We start from the raw sequence: 26,063 nt of genomic DNA on the forward strand, positions 1-26,063 counted from the left end.
TCGCCTGTCCCGGTTTGCGCATTCAGTGCGCGTTGAATGTCACTATTATCACCCCGTGCGCGTAACCTGCCACAATAGCGGGGGAAAAACAAAGACTTTAAGGTTCATTCACCTCGGGTGACAGCGTACGAACCGACGCGGCATGGCTCGTCCCGTCGGGCTTGGTCAAACGGGGGCCGGGCGCTGTCAATCCGATGTGGCGCATGCGGAAATTGCCTTCGATAATCTGCCGGAATGCGCCGCCGGTGACCTCGTGATCGACCATGACCAAGGCGCGTTCAACGCCGAAGTAGCTCAGCATATTGGGGTCCAATTTCTCCCACGCATCTGCAAGATAGGACCCCAGCAAATCACGCGCTTCGATCAGGGCAACCCGAAAGCCTTCGGGGTCGGCTGCGTAATGTTCGTCGAACAGGTCCTGCATGATCGCATTGTATTCGTCGGTCCCTTCCAACTCGTCCGAGAGCTCCTCCATCTCCGGGTCGATCACGTCATGTGCTACCAGTCGTTCGTGGTAGATATCGACCAGAATATCGAACATCGCCCCGGTCAGTGGTTCTGACAGGGCGTGTTCACTGGACCACCCGTGCGAGAATTCAGAAAGCGTCCGGTCATTGGCGGCGATCCGAATTTGCGAGTTCTGCGACAGCTCTGCAAAGCGGCTCAGCCGGTTATAGGTATAAAGGTTGCCGCGCGTGTTTTTCAGCAATTCATCCACGACCGAGCCGAAATGCAGCGACGCCAACAGCGCCACCATATCGGCCGCCGATTCATGGAACCCATAATATTCGCCGGTCGCATCCTCTTCGGATGGCATGCCGACCACGCTGTAGATGATGGCATGGCCGATCTCATGCGCGACCACATCGAAGTTCAGGCTGTAGGGGCGGTATTCGTCACGGATATCGCGAGTGCCACCGGTTTCCAGAAATCCCCAACCGATATGCGCGTTATCTAGACTTGGCAGCAACGATAGCTCAAGCCGCTCGAAATCACGCGCGAAATGCCAGGGGATCGGGCGATTAAAATAGCCCTCCCACACATCCATGGTGAAATGGGCCGCTCCGAACAGATGGGCGGCTTCAAAGGCCGGGTCCTCGGGATCGATATGGATGAAATTGCCAAACTCATCGGGCTCGGGCGGCGGCAGGATATAGCCGTCCCATGCGGGCAGATACATCTCGGGGCCGTCTTCACCCTCGATCATCGCGCCATAGGGGGTCGTTTTGTCGACCGGGTACATCGCATACATGCGGGGGCCCGATGGGCCTGGGCCTATGGTCCCTTGCGGGGCCGATATTTCAACCAGTTCGGGCTTGGAATTCGGCTCTAAAAAGGGCGATTGCGGATATAGTAAGAACCGCGTGCCGGGGGGGTCATTCTCTAAATAGTCGGGCCAGATTGCCATTTTTCCCTCCCGTTATCCGCCTGCGCGCAGACCTGTTGCCAAGCCTGGCTCTTGATCAACCTGATCGCCGCTGGTGTGGCAAAACAGGAACTCGGCTTCAATCAGATCGACCAAGGCATCGCGCCCCTCAAGGCCAAGCCCGATCGCGTAGGAGTCAAGATCATCCGGCACCCTCTGGTCAAGACGTGTTTCAAAATACCAGACCAAGGCACGCGTTCGAATTGCGGCGTTGCTCGTGTCCAGCGGCAGCGCCGCTTTGCGCTGGGCCCGGTCGCGCAACGCGCTGTAGTCGCCCGAGCGTCGAAGCTCGGCTAGCAAAGCGGCATCCATTGTCTCGGCCAGCGTTTGGATTGCGATATCGACACGGGATTTGTCGGCCAGCATCGCCTCGTACTGCACAAGGGTCAGGTCATTTTCTTCCAGCCATTCGAGCAAATCCGCATGGCGGGGTAGCCGGGCCTCCAGCCGATGTTCGGTCATCTGCTTGACCACGGCGTCTTTATCCGGGTCCAACCCCTGTCGGCGGGTCTCGTCCTTAGACAGCAAGCCTAGCGCTGCGCGATCACGCAGATGCGCGTAGAGAACCGGATCAAGCCGCAGCTCATCCACTAGCGCCCGCGCCTCGCTATCCTGTTGTGCGGCTTCCCGATCCACACGAGCGCAGAGGTCACGCCAGACCAGCGTCCGTTCGGTGCGATGTGAGTCTGACACATTCGTTCCAGCATTCAGAAAGCGGGCCATCTCAGCCAGCATCGCGCGGGCGTCATCCCCTTTCGCATCCACCTGCCCCTCGGGCAACCATCGTTGAAAGGGTTGCGGGTCCGAAGCGCCCTCAAGGATGCGATCCCAAACCCGGTCACGGTAGTGCAGGTCTTTCGCCTTTTGCTGCAACGCGTCGCCCGTCTCAGACGACAACACACCCGCTGTCTTGGCTTGCGCAATGGTGGCGCGGATCGAGACCATAGGCTCGCTCAGCGGTGGAAAGCCAAGCTCGGCAGGGCCGTGCAGCACCGCTACCTCGTCATCATCTTCGATGGCACCATTCAGGTAACCCTCAAAAATCTGGCCGATCCCGATCATCCCGAAATCCGCCAGCTCTGCCGCGCGCAGCGCACCCATGCTGGCACTGCCAAAGACCGGTATACCTTGCTCCAAGGCCCACAGGATTTCCTTGTGCCAGACCGAGGGCACCCCGTCGAAATACCCGTCTATAATCCCGATCGCACGCGGCTTTTCCCGCACTGCCCGATACACATCGCCCTGCTGAACCGGGGGTAGAATAGTGGCGTTCAGATGTTCGCGTACGGCTTCGGCCCGTAGTGTCGGCCCGACAAAAACAACCACACTCATGACATCACCGCTCGCGCACGGGGGCCTGCGACAAAGTCGGGATCGTCATGGGGCGCTTCCAAGCCCGGTATCACCGCGCGCACCACTGCGATGTCAATTTCGGGTCGCGACAGATCAACAGTGACCACCTGATCTATGCCTGCCTCGGACAGGCGCGCCAGCAACAAAGACAGGTCATCCGTGAAAGATCCGGTCACGTAGGTTGGGCATTCGGTGAAATCACCGATGGGCGCCGAGCCATCGATCAGTTCGCGGATGTATCCGCTGCGCCAGTTCCGGGCAGTGTCTGAGAACTCTTCCGGGTCCAGATCATCCCGCGCCCCGGAGATATAGGTCAGCCGTGTTTGCGCCGCTTCGGTCAGCGCCCGCAGCAGGGCAATGGCGCGATCCGGGTGGCAGCCGTCGCCGATGCCGATATGGCCCGTGGTGCCTCCGTCCTCACATATCGCGCAGCGAAAGCTGGCGATGCCGATGTCCGAGGTCGTGTCCCAGATTCCCAAATCAAGCCCCGCCGCAGAAATCTGTTCCATCGCCTGAAGGCAACGCGGGTCGTCCACTGTACGGGGATTAACACGCGGGGTTGCGCCCTGATGGTGCCACAGCGTTGTGGCGTCACGCTCGATCAACTCGCAGATCGCGTGGCAACTGGCTTCGGTCAGGTTGTTGCCGGACGCCAGCCCGTTTGTCGTTCGCGGAAACGCCCGCTGCCCAGCCACGGGCGAGGTGGTATAATCGGTGTCCACCATCTCATACGGCACCCAGCAGGGCTGGCTCGAGGGCAGATCGCGCCCCAGCACCCACAGTATCGCCTGATGAGGGTCGAACTGCCCGCCGGTGACGCTGGGCAGACGGTCGGCATCGACCACATACTCCACCGCCAGATCAGCAAAGCTGGACAGCCGTAGCGGCAGTTCGATCCGCTCTGCGTGCCAGGATTCAATCGCTTCCATCACGCCCGAAGCCCGGGCTGCGCTCAGCGACAGCCCCTTGCCCAGCGACACCGCGACCGAGCGCGAGTTTGGCCGCGTCACCATCACTGTCGGCAATCCAACCCGGTCCAGTCCCGTCAGGTTGGCGATCCGGGTTATGCCCATCTGCTTGAGGAATGGTTTGACGATGGCCAGGGTCTCTTCCGGGTCGCGCAGCCGGTGGGTGTCTAGCACATAAGACTTCTGCGAATTCCCGGACATCCAAATGACCTTGCCAAATATCTGATAAACCACCGTAACCCGCCGGGCGGATCATGTTGGCGTCAGGATGCGGGATGAATGCGTAGTGGTCAACCGCGCACCGGCCCGGCAATCCACGCTTGCATGACCCGCGCGCTGCCGTTAAACGAGCTTCCGCATCGCCTCAATAGCTCAGCTGGTAGAGCAGGTCCTTCGTAAGGACAAGGTCGGGGGTTCGAGTCCCTCTTGAGGCACCATCCTCTTACGACAAGTCTTACCCGCGCTCAGATACTCATCTCGATACGCGCGCCCGGAAAACGCGATATCAGCGCGTTTGTTTTGGCACGCGGGGTTACGCATAGGGCGGTTGAGAGCCCGTCTGCCAATGCTGCCTGCGAGGCTGAGATTGATACAGCCTGATAGGGCGCACCCAACCCTTTCGGGTTCAGGACATGCCCCTGATCGCCCTGCAGCATGGTGCCTTCGGGGGCCGAGGTTGCGACGGCGCGGTCCTGCAGTGTGATCCGTTTGGCGACAGCACCGTCGGGCTTGGCCAGCCCGACGCGCCACGGCTCGCCATTGCTCCGCTGGCCAAGGGCGGCGACTTCGCCCATATCCACCAGCACATCGCGCAGATCGAAGGATCGCATCAAAGCGGCAATCCGGTCAGTGATCGCACCTTGAGCAATCCCGTTCAGGGTAATCGCCGAGCGTCCGGGATGCGGCAGGCGGATCTCACCGGCGCTTACGTGAACCTTGTCCCAACCAATCGTCTGGCGTGCACGTTCCACCTGCGGCCCCGCCGCGCCACTGGCGAGTGCTAGCCACAGGGGCTGGATCGTCGGATCAAACACCCCGCCCGAAGCGTCGTGAAGCGTGGAACACAGGCTCAGCACCTCCAGCAGCTCAGGCGCCGGGGTGACCAGGTGGCCGATCCGGTTAAGCTGACTGATCTGCGAGTGCGTCCGGTAGAGGCTGAATATATCCTCCAGCCGATTCAGCTCTGCCTCGACCGCAGCAAAGATCGGCGCGGCCTGTGCGTCCGTCGAGCCTTCCAGCCTCAGGCTGGCGGGTGCGCCCAGCGCGATACCGCGCCATTGGGCGACGTTGCCAGCAGCGGCGGGTACGGCGGCGCAGGCGGCTGAGATGGCCAGGAAACGGCGGCGGGTCAGAATGGTCATGCGGGCGTCTCCAGCGCGAGGTTCAAATCGACGGGGCCCAGCACTTCGGCATCAGGAATATCAGACAGTGGCAGGGCGGCGCCGCCATATTCGGCAATGAACGCCTCTGCCGCAGCGGGGTCGCCAAAGGGCACGACTTCTCGCGCACCCATGCCACCGGCCACATCGGCGCCGACGACAAAGGTCGCACCATCGGCTGCGATCCAGTTGGAAATCCCCGGTTGCCGCCAGCTGGGCGCGACGCTCATGTCACTGACATAGACAGCGGTGATCTTAGCATCGCGTTCGGGGCTTTTCAGATAGGCCAGCATGTCGCGCACCTGCGCAAAGAACAAAGGCGCGGGATAGCCTTCCAGATGGATCTGCCCTTTGGGCCCGCCGTGTTCCGCGATGTTCATCTGGCAGAAATAACTCAGCGCATCCGGGGTGAGATCAACCGGGTCGGGGGCCTCGGCCACCTCTTCTTTGCAGGCCGTCAACGCGACCAGAGCGATCAGGGCAAGGTATCTCATGGCTCAACTCTCCGAAATGCGAGACGCGCAAGGGCAAAGCCCAGCACCGGCCAGATCAGCAGCGAGGCGGGCGCGGCCCAAACGGGCAGAGCTTGCGCCGCTCCGGTCATGCCGGAGGCCATGGCGACGCCCTCGGTTGCGGCGATGTTCCACAAACGGAATGCGTCGGCCGGGTTGGCCACCATCACCCATGGAAAGACGGATTGGGTGAAGGTGCCGCCCTTGTCCATGACGACGGCCCCCAACAGGCCCAAATCATAGAGGACGACAAAAACCAGCCAGAGCCCGGCCGACAAACCTGCCGCCGCCGTGGCCCCCTTTGCCAAAGCGGACAGCAGGTATCCCAGCGCCAGAAACACGGCGCCCAGCAGGATAGATGTGAGGATCAGGCGGGCCAGAGCCATCAGGCTTTCCGGACCCGCGCCGCCAAAGAAGGCGGCCACTGCGCCTGCGGTGCCGAAACCGACGATCATGGCGAAGGCCAAAGCGGCCAGATGGGCGGTGAACTTGCCCAACAGGATTTCTCCGCGCCCCGCCGGGTAGGACAGCAGCAGCGACAGGCTGCCGCGATCCACGTCGCCCGCGATGGCGTCAAAGGCGATCATCAGCGCCAAGAGCGGTGCAAGATAGACCGACAGCGTGGTCATCGACGCGACCGAGACGGTCAGCATGTCGACTCCCAACGTGCCGGTTGGTGCGCTGCCCGCAAAGGTCAGCGCCAAAGCGAACAGCACCATGATCAATGTGGCGACCAGCAGCCAGCGATTGCGGCGCAGGATCAGCATTTCGGTGCGGGTGATGGCGAGGAAGCGGGTCATTGCAAATCCTCCTGTGCGTAGTGGCGATAGAGGTCTTCCAGCTTGGGCGGGGTCATCTCGACATCCGCCACCGCGTCGCCCAGCCCGGCGATCCGGCGCAGGGCCTCCATCTTGTCAGCGGGGGTGCAGAGCAGTTCCACCGATGCGCCGTTGATCCGGTTGCCACCCAGTTCTGCGGCCAGCGCATCGGCATTGGCGCTGGCGCGCACCTTCAGGCGGATCGGCAGACCGGCCAGCGCCGACAGGTTGTTCAGCGTGTCGTCGGCGACCATCCGACCCTTGCGCATGATGGCGATGCGGTCGGTGCGGGCCTCGACCTCGGTCAGCGCATGGCTGGCGATTAGAACGGCTGTGCCTTGGGCAGCCAGTTCGTCGATGATGGCGTACAGGTCCTGCCGAGAAATCGGGTCCAGCCCGCTTGTCGGCTCATCCAGCAAAGCCACTTTCGGTTGACCCAACAGCACCTGCGCCAGACCCAGACGTTGCCGCATGCCTTTGGAATAGGTACCGATCCGGCGGTCCAATGCGTCGCTAAGACCAACGCGCTCCAACAGGCCAAGCACGTCGGCCTTTGCGCCTGAAAGCTGCGCAAACAGGGTCAACTGCTCGCGCCCTGTCAAAGCGGGATGAAACGACACCGCTTCGGGCAGATAGGCCGTCTCGCGACGCGCCTGCGCGCTGCCGGGGGTGGCATCTCCGATCCGAATGGCTCCGCCATGGATCGGCGTCAGGCCGAGGATGGATTTGATCAGCGTCGACTTGCCCGCACCGTTATGGCCCAACAGCGCAACGCGCTGACCGGGGGCAAGAGACAGGGTGATATCGTCAAGAACGCGGTTTTTTCCACGGTCCTTGAGAACATGGTCGATTGACAGGGCCTTATCCGTCATGAGGCACCTTTTTCATAGCTGGGGGTTCAGGGGCTTGCATCAATGGGTTGCTGTCTATCACACCCCCCGGCAACAGCGCCGGGAAGGCCGATTGAGACCAGCGCACCAGCTGCACGGCAGGGGAGCCGAGCAACAATTTGGCTGAGGGTTGGGTCCACAGCACATGGTCCATACTGTCATTGGGGCGATAGGGGGCATCGGCAATGCCGTTGCCATCCACATCATAAGCGGCGAAATCGGACCAGTAGTTGCCGCGCCCGTCCTCGGACCACTCGACCCATTTGGTCGAGACGTATTTCACCTGCGTCCGGTTTCCGATGAATGAATTGCCAACGATGCGGTTGCGCTCGCTGCCAGCGGTAAAGTGGATGCCGATGCCGCACCCCTCAAACCAGTTATCAGTGAACTCGTTCTTGTTCGAGTTATAGAGGAAGGTGCATTTCTCTTTCGCACCTTTCACAACGTTTCCGGTGATGGTGCTTTTGTTGGCATAGTTCAGCATGACGCCATGTTCGCGGTCGCCGATCGAGACGTTATTGGCCACGGTCACATTGGTCGTGAACATCACCGCGTAGCCCAGATCATTGCCGATCGAGACGTTGTCGCTGACCACCGAATTGTCGGCATACATGTAATGCACGGCAAAACGCAGATCGCGAAACAGGTTGCCGGTGAAGGTGTTCTTCTTCGACGAGTTTACAAAGATTCCGTCGCGGCCATAGCGAATATCGTTGTCCTCAACCACCGCACCCGGCGCGTTCCAGACATAGACGCCATTGCCACGCTCGTTCATGCGCTGGTCTTGCCGCCCTTCAATCCGGTTTCGCCGGACGATACTGTCCTTGGCCCCATGGATGTCGATGCCATAGAGATTGCCCAGCAGCACATTGTCTTCGACCACCGGCGCATGGGCCGTCTTGGTCAACTGGATGCCGCTGTCGATCCCGTCATGGTCCGAGCCCGATCCGATCACCGTCAGACCGCGCACGGTCACACCCGGCCCGGTCACGGTGATGACGCTGCCTTCGCCTTGTCCGTCGATGGTGGCCTGTCCCAGCCCGTCAATCGTGACGGGCCGGTCCAGAACCAGCGTTTCTGTGTAAACGCCGGGGCTCAGGCGGAGGGTGTCCCCATCCGCCGCCTGCGCCAGTATCTCGTTGATGGCCCCTGCCCGGTTGGGCACATCCCAATCCGCCGCCCAAAGGGGCGAGCCGAGCAGGAGCGGTATGAGCAGGGACCAACGCATGGTTATGCGCTCCGCGGCTCAACGAACATCCGGCCGCGCATCTCCATGTGCAGCGCGTGGCAGAACCACTGGCAATAGAACCAGTGCACGCCCGGACGGTCGGCAATGAAGGTGACCGAAGCGGTGGCCTGCGGCGCAACCTCCATCGCGATGCCGAAGTTCGACAGACACAACCCGTGGGTCACGTCATCCACGTCATCCAGGTTGGTGACATACAACGTTACCTCGTCACCCTGTTTGACGGTGAACTTCTCAAGGCTGAACACCGGCGCGGTCGAGGTCATGTAGACCCGCACCTTGTTGCCATCGCGGATCGGCTCCTCGGCGCCCTCTTCAAGGTCCACACCATCGGCGGCAGCCTGCTGGCGCGCTTCTTCCCACATCGGATCGTTGCGATCCCAGACATTGACCGGGTTCACCTTGGACCGGTGCACGAGGATCGAGTCATGCGGTTCCGCGAAGGTCGGGCCGTCATGGACCACCTTCATCTTATCACCCGAGATATCGATCAACTGCTCGTTTTCCGGCTTCAGTGGCCCGACGTTCAGGAAGCGGTCTTTCGAGAACTTGTTCATCGAAATCAGCCACTTGCCATCAGCCTCAGCCGTTTCGCCCATCGAGGTCGAATTGTGGCCCGGCTGATAATGCACATCCACTTTGTCGAGGATCGGATCAACATCCGCACCACCGAAGGCTTCGATGGCCTTGGCGATGTCCCACTTCACCACCTGGCTGTCCAGGAACAGGGTGGTGTAGGCGTTGCCTTTGCCATCAAACGCGGTGTGAAGCGGGCCAAGACCCAGCTGCGGTTCCGCCACGATGGCCGAGCGTGGATCGGCATTGTCGGCAAACAGCGCATCGACCTTTTCCACATCGATCACGGATACGGTCGGGGACAGCTTGCCGTTGATCATGATGTGTTTCTTGTCGGGTGCTGCGTTCACTCCGTGCGGCGAGTTCGGGATCGGGATGTAACGGGTCAGGTTACCGCCCGCCTCTTTGCGCCCGTCCACGACCTTGACGCCGTTCAGCTCCTGATAGTTGCCAGCAGCAATCGCGTCTTCGATGCCTTTCAGGTTGAACACGACCACGTGGTCCAGCTCATTCTCGGTCATCTCGGCCAGGTTCATACCCATTTCCGAGTTATACGAGGTCGAGAATGCGTATTTGCCCTGATAGTCGCAGTCAGTGTTGTCGAGGTTGCCCGACACCATCACCTGCCATGCGATCTCCATCGTGTCACCGTCGATGGCAGTGAAGATGTTCACATATTGCGACGGATCATCGAGGATCTCGCCATCATTGACCAGCGGTGCCTCGTGTTCGCCATTGGCGAAGATATAGCCGGTGCGCGGGTATTTCTGCGGACGCAGACCGTGGATGTCATGCGCGTTCGGGATTTCGATGATCTTGTCGCATTTCATCACGTCGCAGCGGATGCGCGCGACGCGTGTGTTGGCCTTGTCATTCATGAACAAATAGCGGCCATCATAGGTGCCATCGGTGAAGGACATGTGCGGGTGGTGCAGGTCGCCATTGTCGTAGGTGACTTTGCCATTGGCGGCCAGGTACTGCTTGGTCTCTGGCAGCAGCCCTTCGGTCAGGATCTTCAGCGACTCGTTGGTCTGGCCCCAGCCGGTGGCCGAGCAGCGGTTGAATACCGGAATGCGCATCAACTCGCGCATCGACGGCACGCCGAGGATACGCACCTCGCCGGTCTGACCCGAGGACCAGAAGCCGTAATATTCGTCCAACTCGCCGGGCTCCAGCGCGGCATTGGCGGCGGCGCTGGCCTCTTTCGCGGTCATCAGGGTGCTGCCCAGACCGGTTCCGGCCAACACGGCGCCGGTCGCAGAGGCACCCAGCAGTCCGCGGCGTGTGACATTCAGTTTCTTATCGTGTTCCGACATGATCGTTCCTCCTTTTTAGGAAACGGTTTGCGGTTTGGCGTTCGGATGGTTCGCCGGTGGTTGTCCGAGGGGGGTTTTCGGTTGAACCGACCCTGTCTTGGCCCGCCGTTTCAACTGGCGGATAACGACGGGACATTTGTCCTCGGACTGGTAGAGCACCTGACAATGCAGGCAGGTGACGCACTCGTTCGGATTGATCTCACCGGTGGGGTGGATCGCCTGAACGGGGCATTCGTTGGCGCAGGTCTGACAGGGGGTGCCGCAATCCTTGTAGCGGCGCAGCCAGTCGAACATGCGGATACGGGCAGGGATCGCCAGCGCACCACCCAAGGGGCAGAGATAGCGGCAATAGAACCGTTCGATGAACAGCCCGATCCCCAGCAGGGTCAGCGCAAAGACCACGAAGGGCCAGTCGCGCATGAATTTCAGAATGATCGCAGTTTTGAACGGCTCGACCTCGGCATAGGTCTCAGCCAGCGGGATCGAGACAAAACTGATCCCGAACAACACGAGGAAGATCATGTATTTCGCGGGCCAGAGCCGCTCATTCAGGCCCCAGGGCAGTGTCCATTGCGGCACCTTGAAGGCCCGCGCGATCTTGTTGGTCAGTTCCTGCAGCGCGCCAAACGGGCACAGCCAGCCGCAATAAGCACCCCGACCCCAGAACAGCAGCGCGGCAGCGACAGCGAACCATTGGATGAAGACCAACGGGTCCAGCAAGAAGGCATCCCAAGAGAAGCCGGTGCGCAGACTGCCTGCCAGCGCCATCAAGTTCACGACGCTCAGCTGCGCATTGGCGTACCAGCCGATGAAGAACAGCGTCATGGTCAGGTATCCGATGCGGAACCAATAGAAGACGCGGGCGTTCATGGTGGCGTGGAACTGGAAGAAGAATGTCGCTGTCAGCACCAAAAGCATGACGCCCAGCACCCCGATCTCAACCGTGCGATCCTTCCAGATGCGTTTCCAAAGCGCGGCCTTGGCTGCTGCCTCGCCGGTGGCGTCATCGACGACTACAGGGGCCGTAACGGGCAGCAGATACTGCTCGGGCAGTTTGTAGCCCAGATCGAAGGTCAGAAAGGTCTTCTCAACCGCGCCCACAGCCCGCTGCGCCAACAGTTGCAGGCGGAAGGGCTCGGCCGGATCAAACTCGGCCTCAGCGGGGATCTTGAAGATGTCCAATTCCGTGAAGCTTGGGGCATCGGGTGCCGCAACCTTGCCTAACCGGCGCTGCTGCTTGTCGAAGAATCGCACCGAATTGTCGCCTTGGATCAACTGAATCCGGTCGAAAATCCCGCCCCGGACATAGCCCGAGCCCTTGAAGCTGTAGGCCCCACGCCCCAGCACCAGAATGGCCTGCTCGCCTTCGTCCAGCCAGTCGACCATGTTTTGATATTCGGCCTCACCCAGCAGCGACTTGCCGATCGACGGCACGGATACCAACGCCATATGCATATCAATATAGGTGTCATCTGGTTCGCCGGGTTCAGGGCGTTTGATGGCGCGCTGATCTCCGGTGGCTTCGAACGCAGCGTTGACCTGCCCGATATCCAGCGTTAGTCGCCGGACCGAGCCGTCGCCGGACAGGGTGGTCCAGTCGTATACCGCATCCTGCGCCAGATCGACTTCGCGTTTCGGCCCATCGGCCTGCAGCGGAGACAAACCGCCCAACCCCAACGCCCGCGCCACCTTGATGCCGCCGCGCACAAGACTGTCATCAATCACCATGATCGTGACGGTGGCCCCCGAGATGATATCGAGGTCATGCCCCTCACCGCCGGTTTCAGCCTCAACCTTCAAGTCCAGACCGGCATAGCCTTCGGTCAGCTCAACCATGCGCGCGTTGGGGATGCCAATCAGAACGATGGGCTCCGAGTGTTTGACCAATTGCACACCGGTCAGCACCGCTTGATCATCGATGGCGGCGACCACATGGATCGGTTTGCCGGAATAGCCGGTGGTGCCAACGAAGTCAGAGGTTAGGAAGGCCCAAGCAACGGTCTCGCCGGCCTTCAGAACGGGTGCAACCGGAACGTCATCGCGGACCGGCCCAATGGCATCAGCACCGGGGGCCAGATCGGCGGGTTCAATCTCGGGCAGGAAGCTGGCGAGGCTGTCGGCATGGGCACTAATCGCCATCAGGCAGGACAGGGCAAGGGCCAGCATTATATGGATTGCGCGACTTACGACCACGGCGCACCTCCGATACTTAGGGTGGACGCCATGGACGCGCGCAGGGCGCGTTCAGCAGTTTCTTGGGTCGGGCGCGGAGGTCCCCGGGTTTCGGGCCACAGCTTATGCGACTTGTACAACATGGAAGATTTGCTGTTCTGAAGCTGTACAACACGGAAGTTTCCGATTTGCGGTATCTGCACCAGCTCGGGTGCGGGCGCTGCACTGGTGACAGCGCACAGCGCGCAATCGGCGCATTTTGGGCAGTACGCGGTCGGGTCTTCGGTGTCCTCCTCAAGATCAACTTCAACCCAGACCGCGCCGCCTTCCGAGCAGATCTCCATCCAGACACTTTCACCGGGACTCGCCAGCACCGGTCCAAAGGCCTGCAACAACAGAAGGAATATGCCTGCCAACCCACATGCCGCGCGAGTTGCGCGTACAGGGAGATTGTGCAGAGGGATCAGGGCAGGCATGGAGTCTCCGACTCGGAAAGCTATGCCTTTGGGGTATTGGATTCTACCGAGTCGCGACTTGACTTAGGTTAGGTGAAGCAAATTTCTGATTTTCTTTTCAAATCAATCGTCTGCCTCATCCATCAGGCCACGCACCCAGCACCCTGCCAGCCATGAGGCGGGCACGCCCAAGGGGATGGACCATAAGATCGCAGGTACTGGTTCAATCGCACCAAACCCCGCGCTGTGCAGGATCAGCCCAGCCAGAAACAGGTTGATGGCCACAGTCAGAGCCGTGGCCGGATAAAGCAGGATGGCCAGCTTCCAGACCGGCCATTTGCCTTCAGTGGCTGGTGCCTTCCGAGAAGGTGATTTTGTTCCAGACATTGTACTTCCCAGACGGTTTGCGCATCGGCAGGCGGCGGACCTCTTCCAGCGTTTGCGCGTCATAGACGATCACCGCGCCGTCATCTTCCCAGATCGAAACCAGCGCGTGACTGCCATCCTTGGTGAATTCTACATGCGCCACGGTCTTACCCGGCGCGGGGCGCAAAGTTCTCACGATTTCAAGGCTTTGCTTGTCGATCACGTGCATGGCATCCTTGTTCGGGCCAAAGAACACATCGGCCCAGACGTAAGGCGAGTTCTCATGGCTGCGCATGAAAAATCCTGGCCCTTCGGTTTTGATCCGCTTGACGGTTTCCCATGTTCCCGTGTCGATCACCGAGACCGTGCCATCGGTCAGATGCGGCGTAGCCATCACGGTGGTGTCGCCCTGCTGCCAGGTGATCCCCGAACCTAAGTGAGGCATCCCCGGCAGGTCCAGATCTGCGATCTTATGACCGATCACCAGATCAATCACCTGCCCGCCCTTGCCATCACGCGAGGCGCCCATAACGTATTCATAACTTTGATCGAAAAAGAAATCGTCCAGATAATCAGGCGTGGTGATCTTGCGCACGGGGAACGGGTCGGGGTTCTTGAACTGCCCCTCGATGCGGAAATCGTGGCCTATACCGGATTGCGGCGGGTTGGCCCCGTAGAACACCTCCCAAATCTCGGGGACATCCTTCAGCGCCAGAACAAAGCTTTCGCGCGGCGGTGCTTGATAAACGGCGGAAACACGGCTGGGAACGCCCTTTTTGCTTTTGACTTCAATGACTTTCGCGACCGACAAGTCCTCTGTCGACAGCAGGGTCAGTGAGTTCGGTAAATAGTTCGCTACTGCCACCCATTTGCCGTCACCCGACATGGCGATGTTGCGGCTGTTTAACCCCGCGCGCACGCGGCCCACCTGTTTCAGCGCCCAGATATCATATTTCTGCACCCAGCCATCGCGCGACATGATGAAGACATAGCGCCCATCGGGGCTGAACTTCGGCCCACCATGCACGGCGAACGGGGTTTCGAACCGATCCAGAACCTCGAACGTATCGCCGTCCAGCACACTGACATGATGATCGCCTGTTTCCACCACCAGCGTGATGTTCATCGGGTCGCTGTCCCAGACAGGCGCGTCAACCGATACGTACTCATCATCCAGAGTCCGGCTGGCCATGATATCGGCCTCACCCCATTCGGGATCGGTCTCCAGCGGAGATTTCAACCATCCCGCCAGTTCCTCGATCTGCAACGCGTCCAACTCGTGCGAAAACGCAGGCATCTGGGTGGCCGTACGCCCTTCGGCAATCACCGCCGCCACGCGTGGCCCACGCATCCGTTTCAACGTCTCGGGGATCAGCGCCGGACCGACCCCACCCAGACGGTTTTCGCCATGACATGAGGCACAGAATTCAGCATAATCCGAAGGTGCATCAGCCCAAGCTGCGCCGGTCAGCAGCAGCGAGCAGAATGTGCCGATTTTCAAGGTGTCAAAAGAATTGATGCGCCGGATCATGGCTTTTCCCTCGGAACGGCGTGACCTGCAGACGCTCGCCTGCGCCCTGCACGCCGATTTCTTCGTTTGATAGATAGCAGGCCGGGTCCTCGGCCCACGGGTCGCCGGTCAGTTGCAAGGCACGGATGCGGGTGTTGCCACCGCAGACATCCTTTAACTGACAGGCCCCGCAACGCCCCTTCAAAGGACGCGGACGGGTACGCAGCATGGCGAGCATCGGGTCATCGCTGGTCCAGAGTTCCGAAAACGATTTGGTCTTCACATTGCCAACAGTGTAATCGGACCAATAGGTATCGGGATGCACGCGGCCGAGGTTGTCGATATTGGCCACGCCCAAACCGCTAGAGTTGCCACCCCACGCCGCAAGATGTTCCCGCACATTGGCAGCTTTGTCATGGTCGAAATGCGACCGAACCCAGTTCAGGAAATACCCGGCATCGGCATCGTTATTGCCAGTCACGATATCCAGCGGACGACCGCCCGAGACGGCTTCCCACGCGCGTTCCAACAACAAATCCAAACCCTTACGGGTGCGCAAATGCTCGGCATCCTCGCCTCGGTTCTTGTCACCGCGCCCGGCATAGACGAGGTGAGACAGGTAGAACTTGTCGACACCCTCGTCGTCGCACAGTTGCAGCAGGTCAGGCAGGTGGTGCTGTGTGCCCTCGGTCAGGCAGAAACGCAGGCCCACCTTGATACCGCGTTTCTTACATTCGCGTACGCCGCGCAAAGCATCGGCAAAAGCCCCTTCGACGCCCCGGAACCAGTCATTCGTGGCCCCGATCCCGTCTAGCGAAATGCCGACATAGTTGAAGCCCACGTCGGCGATCATGTCGGCGGTTTCGTCGTAAATCCGCGTACCGTTGGTCGACAGTGCCAGCATCGGCACCAGATCGCGGGCGCGTTTGGCGATGTCGAAGAAATCGAACCGGTCCAGCGGTTCCCCACCCGAGAGGATCAGGGCCGGGACGCGGAATTGGCCCAGATCCTCAAGGGTTACCATGGCTTGCTCGTGACTGAGCTCACCGGGGAACGCGACATCTGCTGAAACGGTGTAACAGTGGCGGCATTTCAGATTGCAGCGCCGCGTCAGGTTCCAGATCACTACCGGCTTCACCGGGCCGGGACGGCGTCTGCGCACCGGTGTCGGTTTGACGAGCTGCTGCATGTATTCGGTAAGGCGGAACATGTCTCAGCCTTTCTTTTTCAACCGCAGCCCTGTCTTCTTCAGGATGCGCGTGGAATAGAGGATGTCCTTGGCCCGGCAGGCATCGCCCAGAATTGCGAAGATCTCGGCGCGTTTTTTCTCGACTTCGTCCCGGTCAGAGCCGTGGACCATGGCGAACAGGTTATAGGGCCAATCGGGCAGGGCGCGGGGACGTTCGTAGCAGTGGGTGACAAAGGGCAGCGCCCCGATCCGTGCGCCCAATTCCGCGACCTGGCTGTCGTCTACATCCCAAACAGTCATTCCGTTTGCCGTCATCCCCAGCTTGTAGTGGTTCGGAGCGGCGGCGATGCGGCGGATAACACCATGGGATTTCAGCTCTGCCAGACGATACAAAAGGGCATCCTCGTCCAACCCAAGCTTTTCGGCAACGGCTGCGTAAGGCGCAGGCACAAGCGGCAGACCGCTTTGCAGCGCTTCGATAATCTCTCTGTCCTGAACGTCGATCATGCTGCCACCCGGAAGCCGATGAAAAATTCCTGTAGTTTGGGGAAACGGAGAACTTCGATCCCCGTTTCCCGTTCGATCGCATCAGCGGCGGCCTCGATCCCCTCAGGCGTTTCGGTGGCCAGTACGAACCACATGTTCAGCCGGTGCGTACGCTCATAATTATGGGCAACCTCGGCGTGCGCATTGACTTTGGTCAGGACGGTTTCGAATTCATCCTCTGGCACGGCCATGGCGCACAGGCAGAACGCTCCACCCATTGCAGCGGCGTCGAAAAACGGGCCGAAACGTGTGATGATCCGCTGCTCTTTCATTCGTGCGAGACGGGTTAGGAGTTCGTCTTCGGGAATCCCAAGTTCCTGGGCTACACTGGCAAAGGGATGCGCGGTCAGCGGCAGGTCATCCTGCATCCGGTTCAGGATTACGCGGTCGGTCGCGTCCATAGTCATGCTGCTGCCTCTTTCGGTTGGATCAACGCGCCGGTCTGTTTGAAACAACGGGTCGAGAACAGGACTTTGCGCTGCGCGCCAAATAGTTCGGGCAGGGCGGCGGCCCCGGCCAAAACCTCCATTGCCTCAGGGCGCGAACGCGCATGGATCATGGAATAGAGACGATAGGGCCAGACATTCTCGACCGGGTTGCGCTCATAGCACAGTGTCACACCTGGATGCGCTGCCAGTGCCGGGCCAGCGCTGCTGACCTGCTCGGCTGGCATATCCCAGACTACCATTGCATTGGCGGACCAGCCCAAAGCGCGGTGGCGTACGATGACCCCCAGGCGAGAGATGATCCCGGCCCGGTGCAAGGCGGCTACGCGATCCATCACGTCGTCTGTGTCGCGGTCCAGGGTTCGGGCCAGCGCCGCATAAGGATCTGAGACCAGCGACAGGCCGGAACTGAGGGCCTGCAACAGGGGGCGGTCGCCTTCTCGCATTGCCGAACGATCCACTTTTTGCGGGCCAGGGGCATTGCGGGTCTCGCCCGACATACGAAAGCCCAGATCAATGTTGAACGGCCGAACCAGCCGCAAATCCAGAACCCGCAGCCCCGAGCGCTGCGAGATCCTTGCGAGGGTGTCGTTCACATGCGCCCGGTCCGGGCCAGTGGCCACAAACCAAAGGTTCCAGTCATCCTCGCGCTGGTAATTGTGGTTCACACCTGGTTCCGCATCGATCAGCGCCGCGACCTCTTCCAGCAGTTCTTCCGGAGCCGCCACAGCCGCCAGCGTACTGGCGGAAACCGCGCCGGGTGCGATAGTCGCACCAACCCGCGTTATGCGCCCGGTTTTGCGCATCCGGGCCAGACGGTCGAGCACCTCTGCCTCTTCCAGCCCAAGGGCGTCGGCCAGAACCTGAAACGGGCGCTCTACGATGGGAAAATCACGCTGGAAATCGTCCAAAAGACGGCGGTCGATCGGGTCGGTGATATGCTGCATGTCAAAGCCCCGTTCTGTGTGCACGTGCGGTGAAGAAAATGCCCGAGGGGCTGTCGGCCTCAATCTCGCGCAGTTTTTCAAACGTTTGCGTGTCGTAGACCATAACCTTGTTGGCGTCGCGCACGCTGATCCAGACCTCATGCCCTCGCGGAGTGAACTCCATATGCAGTACGGCAGGGCCGGGTTTGAATTCGTGAATGATCTCCTTGGTCACAGAATCAATAACCTGAATGGTGTCGTTCAAAGGGTGGGCAAAGTTTACCCAAACCTGCCGCCCGTCAGGACGGGCCATGGCAAAGACCGGCTGACCATGGGTCTGCGTACGTCCGGTCTCGGTCAGAGTGTCGGCGTCGATCCACAGAACCTCGTGATGGCCGACGGCAGGCAGCACAAATTCGCGCCCCGTCAGCGCCCAGCCTTCGAGGTGAGGCATCTTGTAGACCGGCATCTCCTCTTGCCCGCGCCCATAGTTGGGCAGCACGCGGATGGGTTCGGGCGTCTCGGCCCAAAGGTCCAGCGCGGTCAGGCCATCCTCGCCAAACAAGCCGGTGATATAGGTGCGGCCATTTGCGGTGATCAGCGCGTCGTAAGGATTCTTGCCCATTTCGGGGATCTTGGTGATCGCGGGTGCGCCGTTGGAGAAATCAGCAATCCAGGTCTCGCCCGTGTCCCACATGGTAAAAACAAACCGGCGGCCGGGTGCATCGACCAATCCGATGGTTTTGCTATCGGTAGGAATGTCCGCGACCATCTCCAGCGTTTCCGCATCGAAGACGCGTACACCGCCAGGTTCATAATTCGATACAGCGACCAGCTCGCCGTCATCCGAAATGGCACCGCCAATGGCGTTGCCCGCCTGCACGACCCGGTTCACGATCTGGCGGGTGACGATATCCACCTTAGTCAAGCCGCCGTCTCGTCCAAATACATAGGCAAAGCGCTCATCGGGTGAATAGACCAGCGAGGCATGGGACAGATCGCCCAGACCTTCGATCCGCGCCAGCGCTGCGCGGTCGGATTGGTCCACCAGAAGAACCGAACCCTTGGCGCGTTCGATCACAAGTCCTAGGTCGCCGGTCGCCGTGGGTTCAGCCTGGGCGGTGGTCATCATAAGGGCGGCGGCGAGGGTAAGGATGAGCTGTTTCATTGTGCCTCCTGTGCCAGCAGGTAACGGGCGATCCATTCGGCCTCTTCTTCGCTGATCAAGGGCCGCCATGGGGGCATCGCGGTGTCGGGGATGCCGTCGAGGATCACGCCGGTCAGTACCTCGGCATCGTAGTGTTCCAGTGTTTTGGACCGCAGATCAGGGCCGAGGCCGCCTTTCAGCGATAACCCATGGCATGAGCCGCAATCCTGATGGACAAGGCGTTTCAGTGCGTTGGGGTCAAGTGTGTCAGCAGCGAAGGCCGTGGTGGCAACAAGCACTGCGGAAGTGAGAACAGCACGTGCCGCCCATCCTTTGCGTCCTCTCACAGCCGGTTGCTGTGCAGGCCTTCTGGAACAGAACTTAGCCATGCGCCCGCTCCAAAAGGTCGGCCACAGGCCGTTCTGCGTAAAGTGAAACTACCTTGCCGATGATGAACAGCGTGGGCGCCTTAAGCCCGGCCTTGCGCACATCAGCGGCCAGCCGATCCAGCCGGGATACCATCCGGCGCTCATCAGGTGTGGTCGCTTTGCCTACCGCCAAAACCGGAGTTGAGCCGGGCAGGTTCTCGGTCATCAGTCCCATGGCGATCTGGCCGATATTGGCGACGCCCATATAGACGACCAAGGTCGAGTCCGGGTCGGCCAGACGTTTCCAATCCAGATCCAGCACCTTGTCGGCCTGTCGGTGCCCGGTGACATATTGCACCGAGGTCGCCAGCCCACGATGGGTCAGCGGCACGCCTGTCGAACAGGATGCCCCCTGCGCTGCGGTAATGCCCGGCGCGTATTCGACTGGGATGCCGTTTGCCATCAGGTGCGCGGCCTCTTCCGATCCACGCCCGAAGATCATCGGATCGCCGCCCTTGAGGCGAGCAACGGTGTGACCGGCGCTGGCTTCTTCGACGAGGATTTCGTTGATGCGATCCTGCGGCACGGTATGACACTTGGGGGCCTTCCCAACCGGGATCAGCCGTGCGCCATCAGAGTGCAGATTGAGGATATCGGCCGAGACCAGACGGTCATAGACCACCACGTCCGCCTCTTGCAGCATCCGCAGCGCGCGCAGGGTCATCAGTTCGGGGTCACCGGGGCCTGCGCCAATCAGAAAAACCTTACCGCTCATGTGCAAACTCGCTTGGTCTGAATGTCTTCGGAGCCCGGAATTCCTGCGCGATCAGGGGACGTTGCTGGGTGAGCCGGGCGTGTCATGCGGCCAGACTGGCGTAATCGGAAAGGAACCTCCTTGACTAAAGTTAAGGAGCGCGGGAATTGCCCCGCGCTCCTTTCGGCTTGCCTGTATGATTGCCTCGGCTCAGGGTTCGACGGTGATCATGCCGATCATGTTCTGTGTCTCCCAATGTGGGCCGCACAGATAGTCCTGCGGACCCGGGATGAGGAAGGTCAGGTCAACCGTCTCCTCAGGAAACAAACGGTCGCTTTCGGGCTCGCTGCCGTCTTTCAGTAGGACCGAGTGACTGGTGCGCTTATCGACATTCACCCAGCGCACGGTTGTGCCCGGTTTCACGGTTAGCTCGGCTGGGCAGAACGTGTATTTGTACATCAGCACCACATCGGCATCCTCAACGGCGGAGGAGGGCTGACCGAACAGCTCGACATAGCGTTCTTCGGCTTCGGCACACAGCGCGGCGGTGTCCTCTGCCCATGCGGGCGCGGCCAGAAGCAGCAGCGCAGGGAGAAGGTGTTGGGGTTTCATTGTCCAAGTCTCCTCTTTTAAGCGGAAGGGGCCGGATTGCCCGGCCCCTCTTCCTTATTGTTTGACGACGTTGATGAAGGCATTGTCGTCGTCCAATGCCAGGCTGGTATCCAGCGTCACGTGGTGGAACCGTGCGGCGGCAAAGTCATCGTGGATGGCAAAGCCCACCGTATAGGTCTGACCGGCCTCCAGCGGCACGTCACCGGCTGCGCCCGAGTTCAATGGGCGGGTGAAGACCACGGTCCACATACCTGCATCAAGGCTGGCCGAGGCGGCGATCTCACCGTCATTGACCACGCGCTGTTCCAGCAGATAGCCGTTGGTGGCGCTGCCGTCCGCGTAGACGCGCATCAGGTCCAGATAGGTGCCATCGGCCAGATACTGCTCGATCTGATCGGCGGCCTGCAGCTTGTCCCAGCCACCCAGCGCCTTACCGCGGCGGCCTTTGATCTCGACCTCGGTGCGGCTTTCGCTGATGTATTTGGTCACAGTGTCCTGCGTGCTCAGCCGACCCGAGACATCGCCATTTGCGGCAATCGCCTCGGCACCCGGGTCAAAGGGCATGTAGCTGTTGTCTGCATGGCAGGAGGCCCAGCAGCCCACTTGATCGCCCAGCTCGATCCCTGTGCCAGTGATCATCATGGCCACCTTGATCTGGTTGTCCGGGTCCATCTTGCCACCATCCACAAACGGGGCAGGGTTGTGACCCGCATCCGGCCATTGCAGACGGATATAGAGGGTCTCATCATCATGTGCGGCTTGAACGGTGGCGTCTATCACGCCGCGTTTGCCCGGGATCGGGGTTGGTTCCAGATCCCCACCGGCCACGATCTTGTTGCCGATCGCGTCCAGTTCGGCAGCGTGACAGGTGGTGCACTTATCTCCGCCCTTGGTCAAAGGACGTGCTCCTCCGTGGGATCTGCCGTTCTGAACCCATTCAAACGAGGCCTGACCAGGATAGAACAGTTTCATATCTGCACCGGGGACAGCGGCCCAATCGATATTTGTGCCAACTCCGCTGCCGCCACCTGCCGGGGCTGCGGCTTCTTCGCCAGAAGCTTTGGCACGCTCTTCCGCGACGGCTGCGTCAACCGCTGCTGCGATCTGGGCCTGTACGGCCTCTTGCTGGGCTACACGCGCGGCTTTCTCAGCCTCGGCATCGGCGGCTTCTTTGGCTTCGATGCGTTCGAGACTGGCCAGATATTCGGCCGGGATTTCGCGAATGAAAGCGGGGTTCGGCGCTTCAAGCTTTTCCAGATACTCTTCGTCGGCCCGGTCGCGGGCGTCCGAGTGCGCAATCCCCTTGTGGCAGTCAATACAGGTCTGACCGACGGTCATCGCGTTCAGGTGCTGCTGACGGGCGCGGGGTTTCTGGAACTCGGGCATCATCGACTCGAAGTCATGGCAGTTGCGGCACTCGCGCGAGTCCGTGGATTTCATCCGCTCCCATTCGTTCATAGCCAGATGTACGCGCTTGGCTTCAAACTTTTCGCGGGTGTTGATGGTGCCGACCACCTTGCCATACAGTTCTTTGGACGCCTTGATCTTGCGGATGATCTTGTGAGTCCAATCCTTGGGCACGTGACAGTCGGAACAGACCGCGCCTACGCCCGAACGGTTCACGTCGTGGATTGTGCCGGTGTATTCTTCGTAAACGAAATCTCGCATCTCGTGGCACGAGACGCAGAATTCCTTGGTGTTGGTAGCTTCCATAGCGGTGTTGAACCCGCCCCAGAAGATGATGCCGGCGGCAAAGGCCGCAGCGATCCCGGCCACGGGCATTCCCCACAGGAAATACCGGCGCCAGATTGGTTTTTTCTTTTCCGGTTCGGAGGTCATATCCGGTCTCCGTTTTGGCTTCTTTTTCTGGCCCTGGATGTCAGGCCTGTGGATTTGGCTGATGAGTCAAACGAGGAAAGGGCGGGCGAGGGGCCCGCCCTTTCCGGTGCTGAGTACAAAACCCGTCAGGTGACGTGGTTCGAACGGTTGTAGACGTTGAACTTGCCGGTGGGTGCAAACAGTCCCTTCACGCGGCCGATCTCTTCCAGCGTCTTGGCGTCGAAGATCACGATCTCTCCATTTGGCTCTTTCGAGGTCGAGCGGTTCCACTTGGACACCCAAACCTCGGATCCGTCTTGGTTGAACTCGAAGTGAACGGCGACGTTGCCTTCCTCTTCTGTGATCTGGATCGTTTTCACGATCTCACCGGTTGCCTTGTCGATGACCTGCACCGATTGCTGGATCTCAGGCTCGGGGTGCTTGGTCTGGTCGGCCCAGATGTAGTCCGAGTTCGGATGGGTCCGGATGAACAGACCGGGTCCGTCGGTTTCCACCTCATAGCAGACCTTCCAGGCATCGTCCGGGCGGCCTTCGGGGTCGTTGCCCCAAACGGTAACCGTGCCTTCGCCCAAGTGGGTCGTACCGGCAACAGGACCGCAATTCGGGTCATCCCAGTTGGCGCCCGGGCCGGGGTGCGGCAGCGGCGCGGTATCGATCATAGCTTCCAGCTTGTGAGTCTCGGTATCGACCACGACCATCTTGTTCGACGCGTTTGCGGCGATCTGGAAATAACGGCCGGTCGGATCAAAGAATCCGTCATGCAGGAACTTTGCGCTGTCGATCTTGTCGATACGCAGGTTGTCCAGATCGGAGTAGTCCACCTGCCACAGCTGACCGAGTTCCTTGACGGCCACGATCCACGTGGGCTCGTTCGGGGTGGTGTAGATGGCGGCCACGCGGGCCTCTTCCACATAATCCCCGTCCACGTTGTAGCCGCGGGTCGAGACAACCTTTTTCGGCTCCATGGTTTCGGCGTCGACGATGGCGAAATGAGGGGGCCAATAGGCGCCACCGATGACGTATTTACCGTCACCCGATACCGCCACGTCGCGAGCGTCATAACCAATGGTAACCTCGGCAACCAGCATGTTCTCGGGGTTCTGCCACAGGTCGATCTTGGTCATCTTCCCGTCGCGGCCCATGGTGTACCAGAAGCGGCCCGGGTTTTCCGGTTCTTCCAGTTTGTGATGTTCCGAGGCTTTCAGAACGTGCACCGCATAACCGGTCGGGATATGCGCCAGCACTTCCTTGGTGTCACCGTCGATCACGGCCACCTTGCCCACGTCACGCTCGATGACCACGAAGAAGTTTTCCCAGTTGCGGCCATGCAGCGGCTCGGTCGGGTAGTCTTCGGGTTCGACATAGACCTTGCGGGTCGCCATCATCTGCTCAAGCGACATTTCTGGCGGTTGGGGCGGCTCCATCTGGATGTAGGTCGCCATATCGCGGATTTCTTCTTCGGACATCACGTCCGAGAAGTTGTTCATCCCGCCTTCGGTGCCCCATGCGATGATTTTTTCCAGCCGCTCCTGCCCCAGTTTCAGGGTGCCCGACTCGGTTACGGTACCATCGTCATTCTTCGTTTCAACCAGCGGCTCAAGGCTTTTGCCGGTTGCCCCTTTGCGCAACACACCGTGACAACCGGCGCAGCGTTCAAAGTAAAGTTGTTTTGATGATTCAAAGGCTTCCTTGCTCAGGGTTGGCTCTTCGGCAAAGACTGGCGCAGCGACGCTGCCCAGCAACATTGCCAAACCGACCCCTAAGGCGCGGCCAGTTCTGTTGTAGCTGATTCCAAGTGACATGATCACTCTCCATTTGCTGGTGAGGCAGGTCCTAGGGTGAAACATCGCGCGTTTGTCATCCTTGACGAAAGTCAACGGAGCGCGCGCAAATTGGAAATTGACGGGCTATAATGAGCCATAAAACAAAGGGAAAACCTGAGTTTCAGGGACATGTTTGTCGGATGCTTGATTTCGGTTAAGTCCATCGCTGGTCGGCCTTGCTAGACCTGTACCAACAGCCATTGAGGCCGAGGAGAACAGGCATGTCGGCAGTGATCGCGCGCGTATTGGGCGAGGGGTTTCGCATCTTTTTCCTGTCCGCCGGACTTTTTGGTCTGTTCGCGGGAGGCGCGTGGGGTTTTTGGTTGATGACGCAGACCGGGTTGGTCGGATACGAAGACCCAACCTATTCCATGAGTCCCCCAATGTGGCACGCGCATGAGATGATCTTTGGCTATGCCACAGCAGCTCTGGGCGGGTTCTTTCTGACGGCTGTTCCCAACTGGACCGGGACCCCAGAGGCGCGCGCTAGGTTCATCATGCTGGCCGCAGGTCTCTGGTTGGCCGGGCGGGTATCGATGTGGTTCTCCGGTGCGCTGCCGCCGGTTCTGGTCGCTGTGTTCGATCTGGTCTTTGTTCCAATTCTGGCGGCAAAGATTGCTACTCAGCTGATCCGACGCCCCAAACCGCAGAACATGGTATTCCTTTTGCTGCTCAGTGCGATCTGGATTGCCAACTTGTTAACCCATTTAGAGTGGATCGGTGTGACCAGCGATACGCTGGACATCGGATTGCGGGCGGGGTTGCTGACGCTCTGTAGCCTAATCGCGATACTTGGCGGGCGCATTACGCCAGCTTTCACCCGAAATGCGATGAAACGCGCGGGAGAGCCCGAATCCAACTGGCCTATTTCGGTAGGAACGTTTGATAAAGCCGCTATGGGGCTTGCACTGTCACTGCCGCTGAGCGTGCTCGTCTTTGGAATCGGACCTGTATCAGGCGCTATCGCGCTGATGCTTGGCGTTGCTCAGATCCTGCGCATGGCACGTTGGCGCGCACGCTGGGCACTGCGGCAGCCGATCCTGATCGCGTTGCATCTGGGGCTGGGCATGCTGGCGCTGGGCCTGATCCTGTGGGGGCTGGCAGTGCTGGGGTTCGGCAGCGAGATCGGGGCGCTGCATGTTCTGGGCATTGGTTGCGTCGGCGGCATGACCCTTGCCGTGATGAGTCGGGCCGCCCTCGGCCATAGTGGCCGTGCCCTCGTGGCCCCGCCACCCATGGCGATCGCTTACGGTTTGATGGCGGCAGCCGCAGTTTTGCGCTGGGTCGGGTCGGCGTTTGACCAGGGATATCTGGTTGCGATGCTGGCCTCAGATGGGCTGTGGATCTGCGCCATCGTCTTGTATCTGGTTGCGATGTGGCCAGCGTTGACCGGGCCACGTCTAGCGGCCTGAGCAACGGTTCTTAG

24 protein-coding genes and 1 tRNA gene are annotated in these 26,063 nt (G+C 60.2%); 2 read left to right on the plus strand and 23 right to left on the minus strand.

All coding sequences use genetic code 11. The annotated features are described in order from the left end of the window. Window positions 1-97 precede the first annotated feature (97 nt). Genes I5192_RS16860 through I5192_RS16870 form a run of 3 tightly spaced genes read right to left on the minus strand, consistent with a single transcriptional unit; the run spans window position 98 to window position 3,948 of the window. Window positions 98-1,408: a hypothetical protein gene (locus I5192_RS16860; protein ID WP_223117347.1), complete on the minus strand. Its 1,311-nt coding sequence runs from the start codon at window positions 1,406-1,408 to the stop codon at window positions 98-100. A 12-nt stretch (window positions 1,409-1,420) separates the two neighbouring features. Continuing rightward, window positions 1,421-2,758 carry a TfuA-like protein gene (locus I5192_RS16865; RefSeq protein ID WP_223117348.1) on the minus strand — a complete coding sequence of 446 codons (1,338 nt, stop codon included), beginning with the start codon at window positions 2,756-2,758 and terminating at the stop codon, window positions 1,421-1,423. Next, window positions 2,755-3,948 carry a YcaO-like family protein gene (locus I5192_RS16870; RefSeq protein WP_223117349.1) on the minus strand — a complete coding sequence of 398 codons (1,194 nt, stop codon included), beginning with the start codon at window positions 3,946-3,948 and terminating at the stop codon, window positions 2,755-2,757. The genes I5192_RS16865 and I5192_RS16870 overlap by 4 nt, the downstream gene beginning before the upstream one ends. Before the next feature lie 160 nt (window positions 3,949-4,108). Here I5192_RS16870 and I5192_RS16875 point away from each other — a divergent pair. After that, window positions 4,109-4,184, plus strand: a tRNA-Thr gene (locus I5192_RS16875). Window positions 4,185-4,211: 27 nt separating this feature from the next. Here the strand turns inward: I5192_RS16875 and I5192_RS16880 are convergent. The 20 genes from I5192_RS16880 to I5192_RS16975 all read right to left on the minus strand — a co-directional run bounded on the left by I5192_RS16880 (window position 4,212) and on the right by I5192_RS16975 (window position 24,616). Next, entirely contained in the window at window positions 4,212-5,108 is an 897-nt protein-coding gene (locus I5192_RS16880; protein WP_223117350.1) for an FAD:protein FMN transferase, read from the minus strand. Beyond that, window positions 5,105-5,620, minus strand: coding sequence for a nitrous oxide reductase accessory protein NosL (locus I5192_RS16885; protein WP_223117351.1), 516 nt, complete (start codon window positions 5,618-5,620; stop codon window positions 5,105-5,107). Before I5192_RS16885 ends, I5192_RS16880 begins: the two co-directional genes overlap by 4 nt. Next, complete coding sequence (locus I5192_RS16890; RefSeq protein WP_223117352.1) at window positions 5,617-6,438, minus strand: ABC transporter permease; 822 nt, start codon at window positions 6,436-6,438, stop codon at window positions 5,617-5,619. The genes I5192_RS16885 and I5192_RS16890 overlap by 4 nt, the downstream gene beginning before the upstream one ends. Then, window positions 6,435-7,328, minus strand: coding sequence for an ABC transporter ATP-binding protein (locus I5192_RS16895; protein WP_223117353.1), 894 nt, complete (start codon window positions 7,326-7,328; stop codon window positions 6,435-6,437). Before I5192_RS16895 ends, I5192_RS16890 begins: the two co-directional genes overlap by 4 nt. Further along, window positions 7,318-8,574, minus strand: coding sequence for a nitrous oxide reductase family maturation protein NosD (locus tag I5192_RS16900; RefSeq protein WP_223117354.1), 1,257 nt, complete (start codon window positions 8,572-8,574; stop codon window positions 7,318-7,320). The genes I5192_RS16895 and I5192_RS16900 overlap by 11 nt, the downstream gene beginning before the upstream one ends. Before the next feature lie 2 nt (window positions 8,575-8,576). After that, a complete protein-coding gene (nosZ, locus tag I5192_RS16905) occupies window positions 8,577-10,484 on the minus strand; it encodes a TAT-dependent nitrous-oxide reductase (protein WP_223117355.1) in 1,908 nt (635 codons plus the stop codon). A gap of 15 nt (window positions 10,485-10,499) precedes the next feature. Next, window positions 10,500-12,650, minus strand: coding sequence for a NosR/NirI family protein (locus I5192_RS16910; RefSeq protein WP_255612152.1), 2,151 nt, complete (start codon window positions 12,648-12,650; stop codon window positions 10,500-10,502). 17 nt (window positions 12,651-12,667) lie between these two features. Then, window positions 12,668-13,132, minus strand: a complete 465-nt coding sequence (locus I5192_RS16915; RefSeq protein WP_170737087.1) for a DUF2946 family protein — start codon at window positions 13,130-13,132, stop codon at window positions 12,668-12,670. 102 nt (window positions 13,133-13,234) lie between these two features. Continuing rightward, on the minus strand, window positions 13,235-13,498 hold the full coding sequence (locus tag I5192_RS16920) for a hypothetical protein (RefSeq protein WP_223117356.1): 264 nt from the start codon (window positions 13,496-13,498) through the stop codon (window positions 13,235-13,237). After that, the gene (locus I5192_RS16925; RefSeq protein ID WP_223117357.1) at window positions 13,455-15,008 is read right to left on the minus strand and encodes a nitrite reductase; all 1,554 of its coding nucleotides are present in this window, start codon (window positions 15,006-15,008) and stop codon (window positions 13,455-13,457) included. Before I5192_RS16925 ends, I5192_RS16920 begins: the two co-directional genes overlap by 44 nt. Then, window positions 14,983-16,197 carry a heme d1 biosynthesis radical SAM protein NirJ gene (nirJ, locus tag I5192_RS16930; protein WP_223117358.1) on the minus strand — a complete coding sequence of 405 codons (1,215 nt, stop codon included), beginning with the start codon at window positions 16,195-16,197 and terminating at the stop codon, window positions 14,983-14,985. Before nirJ ends, I5192_RS16925 begins: the two co-directional genes overlap by 26 nt. Window positions 16,198-16,200: 3 nt before the next feature. After that, window positions 16,201-16,683 (minus strand): AsnC family transcriptional regulator, encoded by a 483-nt coding sequence (locus I5192_RS16935; RefSeq protein WP_223117359.1) that lies wholly within the window; start codon window positions 16,681-16,683, stop codon window positions 16,201-16,203. After that, window positions 16,680-17,129, minus strand: a complete 450-nt coding sequence (locus tag I5192_RS16940) for an Lrp/AsnC family transcriptional regulator (RefSeq protein WP_170513576.1) — start codon at window positions 17,127-17,129, stop codon at window positions 16,680-16,682. The genes I5192_RS16935 and I5192_RS16940 overlap by 4 nt, the downstream gene beginning before the upstream one ends. Then, window positions 17,126-18,115: an AsnC family transcriptional regulator gene (locus I5192_RS16945; protein WP_223117360.1), complete on the minus strand. Its 990-nt coding sequence runs from the start codon at window positions 18,113-18,115 to the stop codon at window positions 17,126-17,128. Before I5192_RS16945 ends, I5192_RS16940 begins: the two co-directional genes overlap by 4 nt. A 1-nt stretch (window position 18,116) precedes the next feature. Next, a complete protein-coding gene (locus tag I5192_RS16950; RefSeq protein ID WP_223117361.1) occupies window positions 18,117-19,262 on the minus strand; it encodes a cytochrome D1 domain-containing protein in 1,146 nt (381 codons plus the stop codon). Next, on the minus strand, window positions 19,259-19,630 hold the full coding sequence (locus I5192_RS16955) for a cytochrome c (RefSeq protein WP_255611990.1): 372 nt from the start codon (window positions 19,628-19,630) through the stop codon (window positions 19,259-19,261). Before I5192_RS16955 ends, I5192_RS16950 begins: the two co-directional genes overlap by 4 nt. Next, window positions 19,623-20,384 (minus strand): uroporphyrinogen-III C-methyltransferase, encoded by a 762-nt coding sequence (gene cobA, locus I5192_RS16960; RefSeq protein ID WP_223117362.1) that lies wholly within the window; start codon window positions 20,382-20,384, stop codon window positions 19,623-19,625. The genes I5192_RS16955 and cobA overlap by 8 nt, the downstream gene beginning before the upstream one ends. A 189-nt stretch (window positions 20,385-20,573) precedes the next feature. After that, a complete protein-coding gene (locus tag I5192_RS16965) occupies window positions 20,574-20,975 on the minus strand; it encodes a plastocyanin/azurin family copper-binding protein (RefSeq protein ID WP_170514408.1) in 402 nt (133 codons plus the stop codon). A 54-nt stretch (window positions 20,976-21,029) separates the two neighbouring features. Next, a complete protein-coding gene (locus I5192_RS16970; RefSeq protein ID WP_223117363.1) occupies window positions 21,030-22,814 on the minus strand; it encodes a NapC/NirT family cytochrome c in 1,785 nt (594 codons plus the stop codon). A 125-nt stretch (window positions 22,815-22,939) separates the two neighbouring features. Beyond that, on the minus strand, window positions 22,940-24,616 hold the full coding sequence (locus I5192_RS16975; RefSeq protein ID WP_170398146.1) for a cytochrome D1 domain-containing protein: 1,677 nt from the start codon (window positions 24,614-24,616) through the stop codon (window positions 22,940-22,942). Between the two features lie 242 nt (window positions 24,617-24,858). Here I5192_RS16975 and I5192_RS16980 point away from each other — a divergent pair, with 242 nt between their 5' ends. After that, a complete protein-coding gene (locus I5192_RS16980; RefSeq protein ID WP_170648306.1) occupies window positions 24,859-26,049 on the plus strand; it encodes an NnrS family protein in 1,191 nt (396 codons plus the stop codon). Window positions 26,050-26,063 lie beyond the last annotated feature (14 nt).

Source organism: Ruegeria sp. SCSIO 43209 (assembly GCF_019904295.1).
Taxonomy (GTDB): Bacteria; Pseudomonadota; Alphaproteobacteria; order Rhodobacterales; family Rhodobacteraceae; genus Ruegeria.